The organism is Coriobacteriia bacterium, assembly GCA_003149935.1.
In the GTDB taxonomy this organism is placed as follows: Bacteria; Actinomycetota; Coriobacteriia; order Coriobacteriales; family QAMH01; genus QAMH01.
Map to the genome: position 1 here is coordinate 131,064 of QAMH01000006.1, position 15,195 is coordinate 146,258.

Annotated in this window: 10 protein-coding genes and 1 pseudogene; 6 read left to right on the forward strand and 5 right to left on the reverse strand. The window is 54.2% G+C overall.

What is annotated here, in order from left to right; translation table 11 throughout:
- Positions 1–139 precede the first annotated feature (139 nt).
- The 3 genes from DBY20_03200 to DBY20_03210 are packed head-to-tail and all read left to right on the forward strand — an operon-like array spanning position 140 to position 5,716.
- Entirely contained in the window at positions 140–2,923 is a 2,784-nt protein-coding gene (locus DBY20_03200; GenBank protein PWL78901.1) for a class I SAM-dependent DNA methyltransferase, read from the forward strand.
- Between the two features lie 3 nt (positions 2,924–2,926).
- The gene (locus tag DBY20_03205) at positions 2,927–3,853 is read left to right on the forward strand and encodes a restriction endonuclease (protein PWL78902.1); all 927 of its coding nucleotides are present in this window, start codon (positions 2,927–2,929) and stop codon (positions 3,851–3,853) included.
- A gap of 39 nt (positions 3,854–3,892) precedes the next feature.
- Complete coding sequence (locus tag DBY20_03210; protein ID PWL78903.1) at positions 3,893–5,716, forward strand: hypothetical protein; 1,824 nt, start codon at positions 3,893–3,895, stop codon at positions 5,714–5,716.
- Positions 5,717–5,843: 127 nt separating this feature from the next.
- On the opposite strand, the gene DBY20_03215 is transcribed toward DBY20_03210, so the two are convergent.
- Positions 5,844–6,089 carry a hypothetical protein gene (locus tag DBY20_03215; protein ID PWL78904.1) on the reverse strand — a complete coding sequence of 82 codons (246 nt, stop codon included), beginning with the start codon at positions 6,087–6,089 and terminating at the stop codon, positions 5,844–5,846.
- Positions 6,090–6,420: 331 nt separating this feature from the next.
- On the opposite strand from DBY20_03215, the gene DBY20_03220 reads away from it, so the two are divergent.
- The gene (locus DBY20_03220; protein ID PWL78905.1) at positions 6,421–7,002 is read left to right on the forward strand and encodes a hypothetical protein; all 582 of its coding nucleotides are present in this window, start codon (positions 6,421–6,423) and stop codon (positions 7,000–7,002) included.
- A gap of 141 nt (positions 7,003–7,143) precedes the next feature.
- Here DBY20_03220 and higA read toward each other — a convergent pair.
- The 3 genes and pseudogenes from higA to DBY20_03235 all read right to left on the reverse strand — a co-directional run bounded on the left by higA (position 7,144) and on the right by DBY20_03235 (position 9,441).
- Positions 7,144–7,453: pseudogene (gene higA, locus DBY20_03225) on the reverse strand (addiction module antidote protein, HigA family).
- A 1-nt stretch (position 7,454) separates the two neighbouring features.
- Positions 7,455–7,757: a nucleotidyltransferase domain-containing protein gene (locus DBY20_03230; protein PWL78906.1), complete on the reverse strand. Its 303-nt coding sequence runs from the start codon at positions 7,755–7,757 to the stop codon at positions 7,455–7,457.
- A gap of 277 nt (positions 7,758–8,034) precedes the next feature.
- Positions 8,035–9,441, reverse strand: coding sequence for a TrpB-like pyridoxal phosphate-dependent enzyme (locus tag DBY20_03235; protein PWL78907.1), 1,407 nt, complete (start codon positions 9,439–9,441; stop codon positions 8,035–8,037).
- Positions 9,442–9,872: 431 nt separating this feature from the next.
- Here DBY20_03235 and DBY20_03240 point away from each other — a divergent pair, with 431 nt between their 5' ends.
- A complete protein-coding gene (locus tag DBY20_03240) occupies positions 9,873–10,823 on the forward strand; it encodes a choloylglycine hydrolase (GenBank protein PWL78908.1) in 951 nt (316 codons plus the stop codon).
- 79 nt (positions 10,824–10,902) lie between these two features.
- Here DBY20_03240 and DBY20_03245 read toward each other — a convergent pair whose 3' ends face one another.
- A complete protein-coding gene (locus DBY20_03245; protein ID PWL78909.1) occupies positions 10,903–13,872 on the reverse strand; it encodes a hypothetical protein in 2,970 nt (989 codons plus the stop codon).
- Between the two features lie 272 nt (positions 13,873–14,144).
- Between DBY20_03245 and DBY20_03250 the strand changes: the two genes are divergently transcribed.
- On the forward strand, positions 14,145–15,173 hold the full coding sequence (locus DBY20_03250) for a Na/Pi-cotransporter II (GenBank protein PWL79407.1): 1,029 nt from the start codon (positions 14,145–14,147) through the stop codon (positions 15,171–15,173).
- The last annotated feature ends 22 nt before the right edge of the window (positions 15,174–15,195 follow it).

Here is a 15,195-nt window from a genome sequence, read left to right on the forward strand (position 1 = left end):
GAGTCGGTGCCAAGAGCTGCGCTCTGGTGGTCGCCGCGAGTCGTTATCTCGGTCGAACCTGTCTATCTTATGAAAGCACGACCGTGCGTCTATAATGAGCGCTGATGTTTAATTCCCGGGCATAGATTGAAGTTAGTATATGGAGCAATCGGAAAAGGTAAAGGCGGCCCGGCAGTTCGCTCAAGCGTGGAAGGGCAAGGGCTACGAGAAGGGCGACGCCCAGGTGTTCTGGACGGAGCTCTTGCGTGACGTCGTGGGCATGCCAAGGGTGTCCTCCAGCGCGAAGTTCGAGTACCGCACGAGTGACGGCGGCTTCATCGACTGCCTCATTCCTGATTCAAGGGTGCTCATCGAGCAAAAGGGCCTGAACATCGACCTGGACAAGCCCGAGGAGCGCCAAGGCCGCATGGTGACGCCGTTCGAGCAGGCGCTCGCCTATGCCGAGAGCTTCAAGCAGGACAAGCAACCGCTGTTCATCGTCACCTGCAATTTCGACACCTTTCGCGTCTACGACCGCAACGCCTATCCCAAAAGCGAACTCGCCGAGCATCCCTTCGAGTTCACGTTGGAGGAGCTCGCAGAGCATCCCGAGTACCTCGGCTTCATCACCGATTCCGCAAACAGCAGGATGGAGAAGGAGAAAGCCGTCTCCATCAAGGCCGGCCAGCTCATCGGCAAGCTCTATGATGCCTTGCGCACCCAGTACATAGATCCGGATTCGGACGACAGCCGGCATAGCCTCAACGTGCTTTGCGTGAGGCTCGTGTTCTGCCTGTTCTGCGAGGACTCACGTGGCCTGTTCCCGCCCGATGCGTTCCTGAATTACCTACGCGACGTCCCGCCTGAAAACGTGCGTCCGGCACTGCAGAGGCTGTTCGCCGCGCTCAACACCCCGAAGGAAAAGCGCGACCCCTATGACGAACGCGTCAAGCCCTTCCCGTACGTGAACGGCGGCCTGTTCGAGGAAGAATGCGAGATTCCCAACTTCACAGCCGAAATCAAGGACCTGCTTCTCTTCGAATGCTCGCAGCAGACGGATTGGAGCAAGATCAGCCCGACCATCTTCGGCGGCATCTTCGAGAGTACCCTCAATCCCGAGACCAGGCGTTCCGGAGGCATGCACTACACCAGCCCCGAGAACATCCACAAGGTAATTGACCCACTGTTCCTTGACGCCCTCCATAACGAGTTCAATAGCATCAGGATAGAGGAGGGGATAACCGAGAAGAAGCGAATGAACAAGCTCCGGGAATTCCGCGAGAAGATCGGCTCGCTTCGCTTCCTCGACCCCGCTTGCGGTAGCGGCAACTTCCTCACGGAGACCTACCTGTCGCTCAGGCGTCTGGAAGACGACGTGATAAATGTGCTCAACGACGGGCAGATGTCCATCGTCTTCGAGACCGAGGACAACGACAAGCGCGTGAGCCTTGACCAGTTCTATGGCATAGAGATAAACGACTTTGCCGTGCGCGTGGCAAAGACGGCGCTCTGGATCGCACAGTTGCAGTCCAATGACGAGAGCGAGTCCATGCTGGACATCAGCATCGAGGACTTTCCGCTCAAAGACAGCGCGAACGTTGTGGAGGGCAACGCACTGTGTATGGACTGGAACGACGTGCTGCCGGCCGACAAATGCGATTACATCATGGGAAACCCGCCGTTTATCGGACATCAGTGGAGGAGTGCCAGTCAACAAGAGGATATGGTCATTGTTTTTGATGGCATCCCGGGCGCTGGCAAACTTGATTACGTGTGCGCATGGTATTTGCTTGCAGCTCGATATATTAGTTCGCGAAAAATACATGCCGCTTTCGTGTCGACTAACTCAATATGTCAGGGAGAGTCCGTTCGAATCCTTTGGGAACCCATGGAGAAGCTGGGCATGGAGATTGACTTTGCATATCCTTCATTTGTGTGGGCGAACGAATCAAACGATCAGGCCCATGTGCACGTGGTTATCGTTGGCTTTTCCAGCATTGCGCACCCGTTGCCGTCAAAGCGCATATTCTATGTAGGGTCTGTGATTGAGGCTGAGCATATTAATGGATATCTTTTCGATGCTGAGAGCGTTTTCATTGCGAATAGGGGAAAGCCTATCAATAAAGGCGTCCCAGAGATGACTAAAGGCAGTCAGCCCACCGATGGTGGTAACCTCATCCTTTCTGAGGCGGAAGCTAGCAGCTTAATAGAGAAGTATCCAAATCTCAGAGAAGTGACACGTCCTTATATGGGCGGTCGTGAATTCATCAATGGCCAGAAACGGTTCTGTTTATGGTTTGAAGGTGCACGTCTTGCAGACTATAACTATCCTGAGATTCGTGAGCGCTTGCAGGCCGTGAAGGAAGCCAGAGAAAAGAGTCCGACCAGGTCGGTTAGGGAAGCTGCATCAACACCGGCACTGTTTACTCAGATAAGACAACCAAAGAGTGCGTATTTAGCACTTCCTGTTGTTTCTAGCGAGCGACGAAAGTGCATCCCCGTTGGATTTGTTAATCAGGAAGTTATTGCTAGTGATCAGCTGCGCTTTATTCCAACTGACGATATGTTTATCTTTGGCCTGCTTCTTTCCAAAGCACATATGGCATGGCTGAGAGTGGTTGCGGGAAGGCTCAAGAGTGACTACCGCTATGCACCGGCGGTCTACAACAGTTTCGTTTTTCCAGAAGCAAATGAGGAGCAACGCAGGCGAATCGGAGAACTGGCGCAAGCCGTGCTTGATGCGCGTGCACTTTACCCAGAGGCATCTTTAGCTGATTTATACGATCCCGATAATGAATTCATCTATCCTGAGCTTTCTTTGGCGCACAAGAATCTCGATAAGGCGGTCGAAGAAGCCTACGGCGTTGACTTCAATGGCGATGAGGAAAAGATCGTTGCGCATCTCTTCAAGCTGTACGCGGATAAGATTAAAGAAGAAGGGTAAGACATGGCATTACCAACACAAACCGATGCATTCTATATAACCCTCGATCTTTTTAGGGATGATAAACCGCATACGAGAAAAGAGATTTTCAAGATTGCGGTCAATGCTCTTAATTTAACGCCGGACGATCTCAAGCTCAGGACCAAAAGCGGAAAACCGATTTACGAGAGCCGTTTGAGTTGGGGAGTATCCTATCTTGAGCGTGCTGGAATGCTCAAGAAAATCAAACGCGGCGTTTACGAAATTACTGATAGGGGACAGGAATATCTGAGGAAAGGACAAGGCGGTAAAGCCTTTAGCGAAAAGCTCAACAAAATCATTGAATCCGAGAACCCGTGGAATAGGTCTGGAGGGGATACAGACAATCCGGCAAGTGAGGATTCATCCAATTTGCTTGTAAATGATACAGTGCAAGATGATAAATCCCCTCAAGAAACAATTGAACAGGCTGTCTATTCGTTGCGCCAGTCATTGGCTTCCGAGCTTCTGGACATGATATTGGAGCAGGATGCTTATTGCTTTGAAAGGATCGTGGTCAAGTTATTGGAAGCAATGGGATATGGCACTGGTAAGGTGACTCCGAAAAGCGGAGATGCCGGGATTGATGGGATAATAACCGCCGATCCGCTTGGCTTCGATATGATTTACACGCAGGCCAAGCGCTATTCCCCAAGCAATAGAGTCGGAACTCCAGAGATGCAAGGATTCGTAGGAGCACTTGGCGATGTTACCAAAGGAGTTTTCATCACCACCTCAAGCTTCCAGCCCGCTGCTATCCAGATTGCGAAGAATTGGCATCACGCAAAGATCGAATTGATTGACGGCGAGCGGCTAATTGACCTGATGATTGACTACAACGTCGGCGTTACCGTTGAAGAGTCCTTCGAGATTAAGCGCGTTGATCTCGATTTCTTTGATGAGATGGCGTAGCCGAGAAGTTCGTATGGAAACGATCTTGCTGGAGGGAACGTGTACAGTACTTTCAAATCGAATGATACGAATATATCGGAGATTATTAGGGGCATAGATTCAGGATCTATACAGCTGCCTGATTTTCAACGTGGTTGGGTTTGGGATGACAGCAGAATCAAGGCTCTTATATTGAGCATTATGAATGGGTATCCTGTCGGCGCTTTGATGTTCCTTGAATATGGTGGCGATTCGGTGCGATTCAAGTACCGCACTTTTACGGGCTGCGATAAGGATTGCAGGCCGGATACGCTTGTGCTCGATGGTCAGCAAAGGCTCACCTCGATATTTACTGCTTTGTATTGCAAGAATCCTGTACATACAAGAGACGAAAAGGGAAAGGAACTGAAGAGATTCTATTATCTGAAGATTCGCGAGTGTCTCGATGGGGATGCGGAGGATAACGAGGATGCGATTCTTTCTATACCAGAGGATCGCCAGATAAGAACCAATTTTGGGCGTAACGTCGAGTTTGATATCAGCAGTGAGCAGTTCGAATATAAGGAGCTCGCGTTTCCTCTTAACAAAATGTTCTCTACTGAAGAGTGGCTGACATGGACGACCAATTGCATGGAGTATTACAACCATGATCCACAAATGGTGCAGCTTCTGAACAGGTTTCAAACAGGAGTGCTTGTGCCGATGCAGAATTACCAAGTTCCTGTCATAACCCTTAGCAAAGAAACACCAAAAGAAGCGGTATGCCAGGTGTTTGAAAACGTCAACACTGGCGGAGTTTCCTTGACAGTGTTCGAATTGGTTACAGCGACATTCGCCGCCGATGACTATGACTTGCGCAGCGACTGGGAAGGCAGCGAAAAGGAGGGGACCGAGGGCAGACATGAACGTATGAAAGATGCCTCCTCCATTTTGGAGGGCGTATCGGCTACTGATTTCCTCACGGCGCTTACTTTGCTGGTGCGTTACAACGAGAGCATGAGAAAAGATGGTCGAGCTGTAAGTTGCAAGAAGAAGGACGTGCTTGCTCTGCAACTTGAGGACTACATGCGATACGCTGATGTCCTGGAGCAAGGATTTGTCGAAGCATCTCATTTTCTGAAGCAACAGCGAATTTTCGCTTCTCGTGATTTGCCCTACACAACGCAACTTATACCTTTATCTGTGCTCTTTGCTCTTTTGGGGCCGAGAGCAAAAGATTCGACAGTGCGTACGAGGATTGCCCAATGGTATTGGTGTGGCGTGCTCGGAGAAATGTATGGTGGCGCAAACGAGACTCGTTATGTAAACGATGTAACAGGCATGATGCAATGGCTCGATAATCCCGAAGAGGTGCCCGATACGATTCAGCGAGCATATTTCCAACCCACGAGGCTTGTTACTTTGCAAACGAGACTTTCGGCTGCATACAAGGGAATAATGGCGTTGATACTAAAGCACGGGGCAGTCGATTTCATCAGTGGCGTTCCGATGGATTTTACGAATTTCACAGATCAAGCCGTAGATATCCACCATGTTTTTCCAAAGGACTATTGCGAGAAACAAGGATTTGATAAGCGTCGATGGAACTCGATAGTAAACAAAACGCCGCTTTCCGCGAGCACCAACAGAATCATCGGTGGGGTTGCTCCTAGTCGATACATGGAGAAAATCGAAAAGGACGATCATGTGAGCAGCGAAAATCTCAATGCGTATATTGAGACGCATGTCATCAATCCAAAAACTATGCGTTACGATGATTTCGATGCATTCTTCATCGAGCGTGCAAAAGCTCTTATATCGATAATCGGAGATGCAATGGGGAAGCAAGTTCCAAACTTGTCTGGCGAAGACGTAATCGAAGCCTTCGGGTCTTCGTTGGAGTGATTTTTCGCATCCAGTATCAAGCATTATTTAAAAAAGGGTGAAGCCCGGATTCTGATTACAAATCCGGGCTTCATTACATGTTGCTCCTTCCCATGATGTGTCTTGTGCAACCGGCACATCGCTTCAATTAGTATCCGTAGCTGTCATACCACGAATCATCCTCGTCATACCAGGGGCTGTAATATGAGTCATTGCATGAATCGTCGTTACTGAGAATATAGGTTGTGTTATTCGTAATAGAAGGTTCATCTTCTTTGGAATAATTCACTATGCCAAGAATGAGACAACCTAGACTTGCTGCACCCGTTACGATTCCTGCGCCTATGCCGATGTTCTCCTTATGATCTTTAATTGCGTTGGCAAATCTATTCATTCTGGTTGTTGCAACTTCTTTGATTTTCTGCACTCCTTTTTTGAGCTTAGTTCCAACTGCCGCCACATGGCTGTTTCTTTCCTCTCCTCTCTCTTCTGATGGTTCCCCATCTTTTGCATTGCTATTCGGATATGCAAATACAATTTCCTCATTCATCTTTTTCTCCTTTCTAAATGAGGCTTTTATAAATGCGAGAACGAAAGACGCTTCGGCGAGAGATAAAAGATTGCTCGAAGAAAGGAGAAGTTGACACTCGCTTCTGCACTCTTTCGTTCCCGATGATTGATATGATTCCAAATGAGCTGGATTTGTAAGAGTGCCTGCGACTGACATGTTTTGGCTTATTTGGTTAGCCAGGCTGTCTTGTCATTTGCTTGCAAAAATCTATGCACATGCGAACGATATGTGGTTGATTGGATTAAAGATGGCTGACCAACTGATTGAAGAAGAGAATATATACCGGAGATGCAGATCGGCTTCTTTCGACAGCCAAAATGATGCGGTCCTAGCTCTTTCTGCAGCTGGACATAGGATAAGTCATGGATCCATTAAGGACTATGAACGTGGAGCCACGATTCCGTCCGCGAAAACGGTAAAAGCAATGGCGCAGGTCTATAAAACTCCCGAGCTCAAGTGGCTGCACTGTTCCGAGATGTGCGAATTGGGACATGATATAGCGAGGATGTCTGAAGACTTTGCATCAGAGGACATCTATAAGACCTACTTTGATCTCGCTGGCGCATTCAACAAGATAAGGGAGATAGAGTTTAGGCTACATTCGATTATTTCTGACGATAGCGTTGCCGAGGACGAGGCTCTTGCGTTAGACGAGATTATTGACGTACTCGACGAGATTACTGAAAGTGCCGTGGAGATTAAAGTTTGGGCAGAGAAGAGGCGGGGCTGTATCTGATGGACAGGCAGGACATGAACAAGAAGCCTGGTTTGACCGAAGTCGAGCTCGATGCCATTGCCGAAGAATACGAGACGGACGAATGGGACGCTTCCCAGCTTGGTGAGGTCGTTTCGGGGCATTCGCCAACTGATGACGAATCTAGGCAATACTATCCCAGGGCTTAATCTTCTCCAGCTCGTTAGCGAGCTTGTGTTGGGCGACTTCGGTGTCGTATGCTGCCTGCGCGCGGAGCCAATTGCCATCTGACAGGCCAAAGAACCGGCAGAGGTGCAGGTCGGTGTCGGCGGTGATTGCGCACTTTCCCGCGACAATCTGCCCTATGCGCCCAGCGGGCACGCCAATCTCCTTTGCTTGCTAGACGATACTTCGATATACCGAGTGGCTCCAGGGACTCCTCCTGCAAGAGCTCGCCGGGTGTAATCGTTATTGGTTCAAGGCATTCGGTCATATCAGGATTTCGCATAGATGAGCCTTCTGTCTTCGAGATAACGTTGCTGAGCATGCGGGTGGAACGAATCGGATCCGCAGATTACATCGACAGGTCGCCCAAGCGCCTCTTCCAAAGCGATTCCAATCCCGCCGAGGGAAAAGAGCGTGAAGGACTTTCCGCATTCGACGCAGAGATCGACATCGGAATTACCATCTGCCTCGTTGCGGGCATAAGAGCCAAACAGATACGCCTCTTTGACATCGTATTGGGGCAGCACTTCGCATGCTGCGGCAGCAATACTATATTGATTCAGCATCTGCATAGGGTGAGTTTAACATGGCCGACTGGCGTCATAACTCCATCTCGAAGGTTACGAGCTGGTTGAAGTGTCGTGTGATGCAACAGTAAACGACAGTAAAAGAATCCTGAAACAGTAAACGACAGTAAAAATGTTTGGAAACTATAAACGACTATAAAAATACTCCGAAACTATAAACGACTATAAAACTTTATCAGCAATGACAATAAAAAATGGGCGGCCTGGTCAATCCAAGCCGCCCATTTAGCGTAACCGCCGCAGCCGCTGCTGGCTGCGTCGATTACTGAATTCCCTCGATGTGGGGGATGGTCGCGAAGCCGACCTCGAGCTCCTCGTCGGTGGGGATGTGATCCGTCATCTCACCGCGGTTGTAGGCCTCGTAAGCGTACATGTCGAAGTATCCAGTGCCCGTGAGGCCGAAGAGGATCGTCTTCTCCTCGCCGGTCTCTGCGCACTTGCGCGCCTCCTCCATGGCCTGGAAGATCGCATGGGCGCTCTCCGGTGCCGGCAGAATGGTCTCGAGGCGGGCAAAGTCCTCGGCTGCCTTGAAGACGTCGGTCTGCTTCACGGCCACGGCCTCCATGTAGCCATCGTGCTTGAGCTTGGAGACGATGGGGCTCATGCCGTGGTAGCGCAGGCCGCCGGCATGGTCGGGGGAGGGCAGAAAGCCACTGCCCAGCGTGTACATCTTGACGAGCGGGCAGGTCTGGCCCGTGTCGGCGAAGTCGTAGGCGTACTTGCCGCGCGTGAGCGACGGGCAGCTCGCGGGCTCGACGGCGATGAAGCGCGTGTCGGGCTTGTCACCACGTAGCTTGTCACGCATGAACGGCGCGATGAGGCCGCCGAGGTTGGAGCCGCCACCCGCGCAGCCAATGACGATGTCGGGATACTCGCCAAGCTCCTTCATGGCCTCGTAGCTCTCCAGGCCGATGATGGACTGGTGCAGCACCACCTGGTTGAGCACGCTGCCGAGCTGGTAGCGTCCCTTGTTCTCGGGGACGTTGAGGGCGCGCTCGACTGCTTCGGAGATGGCGGTGCCAAGCGAGCCAGTCGAGTCGGGATGGTCGGCGAGCATCTTCTTGCCGATCTCGGTCGTGTCAGACGGCGAGGGTGTGACGGTCGCGTTGAAGGTCTGCATGATCGAGCGGCGGAAGGGCTTCTGCTCGTAGGAGCACTTCACCATGAAGACGTCGAGGTCGACGCCGTAGTGGTCGGCAGCCTCGGAAAGCGCGGTGCCCCACTGGCCGGCACCAGTCTCGGTCGTGATCTTGTCGAGGCCTTGCTCCTGGGCGTAGTAGGCCTGGGCGAGCGCCGAGTTGAGCTTGTGCGAACCCGAGGTGTTGTTGCCCTCGAATTTGTAGTAGATCTTCGCAGGTGTGTTGAGGTAGCGCTCGAGGTTATATGCGCGGCACAGCGGGGAGGGACGGTACACCTTGTACATCTCCTGCACGCCCTCGGGGATGTCGAAGTATGCGGTCTCGTCATCGAGTTCCTGGTCCACGAGCTTGTCGCAGAACACAGGGGCGATGTCGTCATGCTCGGCGATCTTGCCGTTGGGCAGGCGCATGGGCTCGGGCGGCTCGGGCATGTCCGCGCGCAGGTTGTACCATTGCGTCGGAATCTGCTCCTCGCGCAGATAGAGCCTGTAGGGAATCTCCTCGTTCTGCTTCTTGCTTGCGTCTGCCATGGTCGTTTCCTCTCTTTCCTTCGGACTTTTCGTCCACGTTCCTGCCTTGCTAGTCGTTCTCACGCATCTCATGGTCTGGGAAATAAAAAAGGCCCCCGGATTACCGAGGGCCTTCAAGGTATGTGATGAGAAGCGTGAAGTCCGATAACCCGATTACGATATTCGACTACGCCACCACCAAGCACCGGCAAACGCCTGTGCGTTAGCAAAGATGCTATGTGCGTGTACGTAGTTCACATTCGTCCTTTCGGGTTGCGCTGTACGGTAGCACAAATCGGGGCGGTCAATGTCGAAATGTCTAGATTTCATGGCGAAAAGTGGCATAAATTACTGGCGAACGGTAGAAAATGAATAGCGAACGGTAGTATTTGCTGTATACTATTCTTACAAGAACAAAGAAACGCGTGGTTTTGCGCGGGAAGGAGCTCGCCATGTGCTCGGGAATCAGGTTCACCGATGAAGAGGGCAACATGTACTTTGCCCGCAACCTCGATTGGAATTGCGGCTACGGCCAGAAGGTCACCGTGACTCCCCGCGGCTACGAGCGCCACTACGCCTTCGGGGTCGAGTCCCAGCAGAACTATGCGGTTATCGGCCCATGCATCGTAATCGGGGGCGTTCCGCTCTACTTCGATTGCGCCAACGAGAAAGGGCTTGCCATCGCCGGGCTCAACTTCCCCGGCTACGCCCAGTTCGAGACAGATGCCGTCGAGGGCAAGACCAACCTCGCGGCATATGAGTTTCCCCTGTGGGTAGTCAGCAACTTTGCCACAGTGGACGAGGTGGAGGAGGCGCTGGCCGACGTCGCCATCGTCGCCAAGCCCGTGAACGACCAGTTTCCGGTTGCGCTTCTCCACTACCTCATCGGCGACAAGGACCGTTCCATCGTGGTCGAGTACATGGCCGATGGCATGCACATCCATCACGATGACGTCGACGTGCTCACCAACCAGCCCACCTTCGACTGGCACGTCGAGCATCTGCGCAGCTACATGAACCTAAGTCCGGAATACGTCGCGGACGTGCAATGGGATAAGCAAAAGCTCGCGCCTTACGGGAGCGGCGGCCAGCTCGTGGGGTTACCCGGCTCAAGCTATTCGCCCGATCGCTTCGTGCGGGCTGCCTACCTGAACAGCCACTATCCGCAGAAGTCCGGCGAGGCGGACAATGTCTCCAGGATGTTTCATACGCTCGCGGGCGTCGCGATGATCGATGGCGAGGCGAAGATGGAAAACGGCGAATTCGAGACGACGGTCTATACCGGCGGTATCTCCATGGCAACGAAGACGTACTACATGAACACCTACGAGAACCCAGCCATCGAGGCCTATCCCATGGACAAGGCTGACCTCGACGGTTCGGAGTTGCACGTCTTTGCCTAGGGAAGATACGCCGTAAACATAGGGGCGCCCGTCCACTCAAGCGGACGGGCGCCCCTCGTCTTGAAAGCCAATGCGGGTTCTAGCTCTCGTTATCCTTCGGCATCCACCTGCGCATGATGGCGACGAGCGACTCGATTTCCATGGGCTTTGCCATGTGGTCGTTCATGCCCACCGAATGCGCGTGCTTGACGTCTTCGGCGAAGGCATCGGCCGAAAGCGCGATGATGGGGATTTGCGCCAGGTCGGGTCTGTCTATCGAAGCCGCGCGGATGGCCGTCGTCGCCTCGTAGCCGTTCATGACCGGCATCTGGATGTCCATGAACACGAAGTCGTAGTAACCCGGTTCGTGCTCGAGCAGCATGTCGACGGCGACCTGGCCGTTTTCGGCATGTTCGACCTCCGCGCCGGTGAGACCGATTATCTCTTGGCCGATGGCGGTTGCCATGATGTTGTCCTCGGTCAAAAGCACGCGATAGCCATCAAAAGCGCATTCCTCGAGCATCGCCTTGGGGTCGGCCTGTTCGGCGACCTCGCCGCTCAGGAGCTCCTTCATCACCTGGATGAGGCGCGAGCGGAACAGGGGCTTGGAAATGAAGGCGTCGATGCCTATCTCGCGCGCCTCCTGCTCGATCATCGACCAGTCGTAACCGGAGAGAATGATGATGGGGGGCGCCTGCTTGACCCTCTCGCGAATCTCCTTGGCGACTTCCAGACCGCTCATGCCGGGCATGCGCCAATCGAGGATGACGGCCTTGAAGGGATCGTCCGATGCATCGGCATCGATTACGGCCTGCACGCCAGCCGGTCCGGACATCTCGTAGTTTGCGCGCATGCCGATATCCTCGAGCAGGGTGCAGGCTCCCTCGCAGGCGACGTCATCATCATCGACCACGAGCACTCTGATGTCCTTGAGGTCGCTGAGATCGATCGTGGCGCCGTCGCGAAGCTTGAGGTGCACCGTCACGGTGAACGTGGTGCCCTTCCCAAGCTCGGAATCGACATCGACCGTGCCATTCATCAGGCTGACGACGCTCTTGACGATTGCCATGCCCAAACCCGTGCCCTCGATACCGGTGGTGCGCGAGTCGTTGGCGCGAGTGAAGGGCTCGAAGATGGTCTCCATGAACTCCTTGCTCATGCCGCAGCCCGTATCGGAGAAGACGAATTCGTAGCAGCCGCTATCGTGGACGCGGCTCGGCAGCTCGGAAATGCGCATGTAGATGCCGCCGCCCTCGGGCGTGAACTTGATGGCGTTGCCCATGATGTTCACGAAGACCTGCTGCAGGCGCGTGAGGTCACCGATGACGTGCTCATGCTTGATATCGACGACGTCGACGCGCAAGTCAAGGTTCTTGGCGACAATCTGGGGGTTCACGATGGCCAGAAGCTTCTCGATGGAGTCGGAGAGCTCGAACTCCTCGTCCGTGAGCCCGATGGAGCCCGATTCGATCTTGGCCATGTCGAGGACCTCGTTGATGAGGCCAAGCAGGTGATGGCTCGCAGAGGAAATGTTGGCGAGGCACTCGCTTACGCGCTCGGGATCGTCGGCGTGCATGCTCGCGATGGCCGTGAGGCCCATGATGGAATTCATGGGCGTGCGGATGTCATGGCTCATGGAGTTGAGGAAGTCGCTCTTGGCCTGCGAAGCGTGCTCGGCGGCTTGGAATGCGTCCTCAAGAGCCTGACGTGATGCAAGCTCGGCGGCCTTCTGCTCCGTGACGTCCTGGATCGTGACGAGTATGTCAGTGGGCAGCGCGTGAGCGTCACGGGCGATGCAGAGCGTGGAGACCTGCAGCCAACGCTCCTCGTCACCTCGCATGACGCGATATTCGCACTGGAGGTAGGGGACGCCCGGCTGCAGGCGTTCTCGCAGCGTCCCGATGTCTTCCAGCTCGCAAAGACGCTCGATATCGGTGTCGTTTGCCATATCCCTCCAGTACGAACGCAAATCGCTGAACTTGCCGTCCGTGGGAAGGGAATCGTCCAATCCCTCACGCTTGAGGTACTCGTAGCTGTCGTTCACGAGGTCGATGGCGAGCAATCGGCTGAACAAGTTGGTGGAGGCGTCGATGATGCGCGTTGCCTCCTGACGCTCGAGCAGCAGGCGGTCCTTCTGCTTGCGCGATTGGAACACGAGCACGACGATGAAAAGCAAGCAGGCGACAACGACACCCGCAACGAGGATGATGCCCGCCGCGTTAGCTGAAGACACCATTTTTGCCGTGACGGATTCGGGGAAGATACGCAGGATCATCCAATCCGACGAGGCGAGCTGGGCGACATACACGCTACCCTCGCCGGATGAGGCGTTGTAGCTGAAGTTAAACGAGGAACTCTGGGCGAGGGATTGCGCGAGCTCTTCGGGAGTGATGTCCTTGAGCGAGTCGCTGAGCTTCGAGTCGAGCACCGAGTAGTCGATCTCGTCGTTCATGCTCGACTTTGCCAGGACGTTGCCGTCACGGTCACAGAGGTAGGTGGCGGTCTCGACGCCGAAGAAGCTCGTGCTCATGTATTGCGCCATCGTCGCCTCGTTGTAGACGCAGGCAAAGACGGCGACGGGCGTTCCCTGGTAGAGGATGGGGGCGTAGAACGCGATGATGCGATGCTCGTTGAAGGCGGCGTTCTCGACGGCGCAGATGCCGCTCTCGCCCTGCATGCCCTTGATATAGTACTCGCGGCTGCTCACCTCTTCGGTGCGGCCGTCGATGTTGTGTCCTATGCCATCGGCAGTAATGAGGAAGGCGTAGTTGAACTGGGTCGAGTTGATCATCTGGAGCGCTGTGTCCGGGTCGACGCTGGGGCTGGTCAGGGTCTGCCCGTATACCTTTGCTGCCGTCTCGACCGTGGCCAGGCCGTTATTGAGCAGGTCGTTGACGCGTCGTGCGGTTTGCTCGGTCGTACCCTCGAGATAGTCGGCGTTTTGCTGCGTGATGCGCTCCGTGTTGACGTTCATGAATATCAGGAGCGCGGCGATTACGATGACGATTGCCGCGCATGCGGCAAGGATTCTGTTGCGCCTGATATTAAGTGACTTGTCGATGCTCTTCATATGCTGTGACCCAGCCTTTCAGGTGGTGGGGTACCATTCCAGATATTATCCTTCATCCAGCCGTCACGGTCGAGAGCTTTTCGTGCAAGCGAGCGCCCTTTTCACTTAAGGGGGGTATGCCCGACGCAGGCATCATTCTGTTTACCCGTATGGGAAGCAATGACTTTACAGAGACTTTACTTTCCCCTTACGCTGCCCGTACATTGCCTCCGTAGACTTCTCCTTACGTCAGATAGTGGAGGAGAGGGACATAGGTGGACGTCAACGAGATCATGAAGGTCGTCTTGGGGCTTGCAGGAGGCCTGGCGATCTTTCTGTACGGCATGAACACGATGAGTGGCAGCTTGCAGGAAGCGGCAGGCGAGAGGATGCGCTCCATCCTTGCCGCCGTGACGAAGAACCCGATCATGGGCGTCCTGGCCGGCGCGCTTGCCACTGCCGTGCTACAGAGCTCAAGCGCTACGACGGTCATGGTCATCGGATTCGTGAGCGCGAGGATCATGAGCCTTCGGCAGGCGATTCCCATCGTCATGGGCGCGAACATCGGGACGACTATCACGGCGCAGATCATCGCGTTCAAGCTCTCGGACTATATCTTGTTGTTCGTCGCGGTGGGCTTCCTCGTCATGACACTTGCCAGAGGCGAGCGCGTGAAGTTGTCGGGGCGGGCAATATTCGGCTTTGGTCTGCTCTTCGTCGGCATAGAGACCATGGGGTCGGTCATGAAGCCCCTAGCCGAGAGCCCCGTCTTCACGGAGATGATTGCCCAGGTTGCGGGTGTGCCCGTTCTCGGAGTCCTCGTAGGCACGGTGATGACGCTTGTCGTGCAGAGCTCGAGCGCGACCATTGCCGTGCTGCAGAACTTCGCCGCTCAGCCGGGTGCCGACGGAGCGAGTGTCCTCGGTCTCGAGGGCGCCATCCCCATCTTGCTTGGAGACAATCTGGGGACGACCGTCACGGCGCTTCTTGCCTCCATTGGCCAATCGCGGGATGCCAAGCGCGTTGCCCTGGCGCATTGCATCTTCAACCTGTCGGGTTGCCTGCTCTTCGTCGGGCTGACCGGGCCCTTTGCGACTGTCGTGGCAGCCATTCCTCCCGCAGGGGAGGGAGTCGAGATCATCGCGCGGCAGATTGCCAACGCGCATACGTGCTTCAACGTAGTGATGACGCTCATCTGGCTTCCGCTCGTCTCGCTCATGATGAAGCTTGTCATGCTGATATTGCCCGAGCGCCCGGTGCGCCCGCATGACATCGTCGCTCCGTCTGGGTCTCTGGGTTCTGGGGAGTGTTCTGCGGCATGAGCATACTGGGGTAGAATTGCCG

Bases quoted from the DNA above. Each gene is read 5' to 3' on its own strand.
- DBY20_03200 (PWL78901.1), top strand. From the start codon at position 140: ATGGAGCAATCGGAAAAGGTAAAGGCGGCCCGGCAGTTCGCTCAAGCG.
- DBY20_03220 (PWL78905.1), top strand. From the start codon at position 6,421: ATGTTTTGGCTTATTTGGTTAGCCAGGCTGTCTTGTCATTTGCTTGCA.
- DBY20_03245 (PWL78909.1), bottom strand. From the start codon at position 13,872: ATGAAGAGCATCGACAAGTCACTTAATATCAGGCGCAACAGAATCCTT.
- DBY20_03235 (PWL78907.1), bottom strand. From the start codon at position 9,441: ATGGCAGACGCAAGCAAGAAGCAGAACGAGGAGATTCCCTACAGGCTC.
- DBY20_03215 (PWL78904.1), bottom strand. From the start codon at position 6,089: ATGAATAGATTTGCCAACGCAATTAAAGATCATAAGGAGAACATCGGC.
- DBY20_03205 (PWL78902.1), top strand. From the start codon at position 2,927: ATGGCATTACCAACACAAACCGATGCATTCTATATAACCCTCGATCTT.
- DBY20_03250 (PWL79407.1), top strand. From the start codon at position 14,145: ATGAAGGTCGTCTTGGGGCTTGCAGGAGGCCTGGCGATCTTTCTGTAC.
- DBY20_03230 (PWL78906.1), bottom strand. From the start codon at position 7,757: ATGCAGATGCTGAATCAATATAGTATTGCTGCCGCAGCATGCGAAGTG.
- DBY20_03240 (PWL78908.1), top strand. From the start codon at position 9,873: ATGTGCTCGGGAATCAGGTTCACCGATGAAGAGGGCAACATGTACTTT.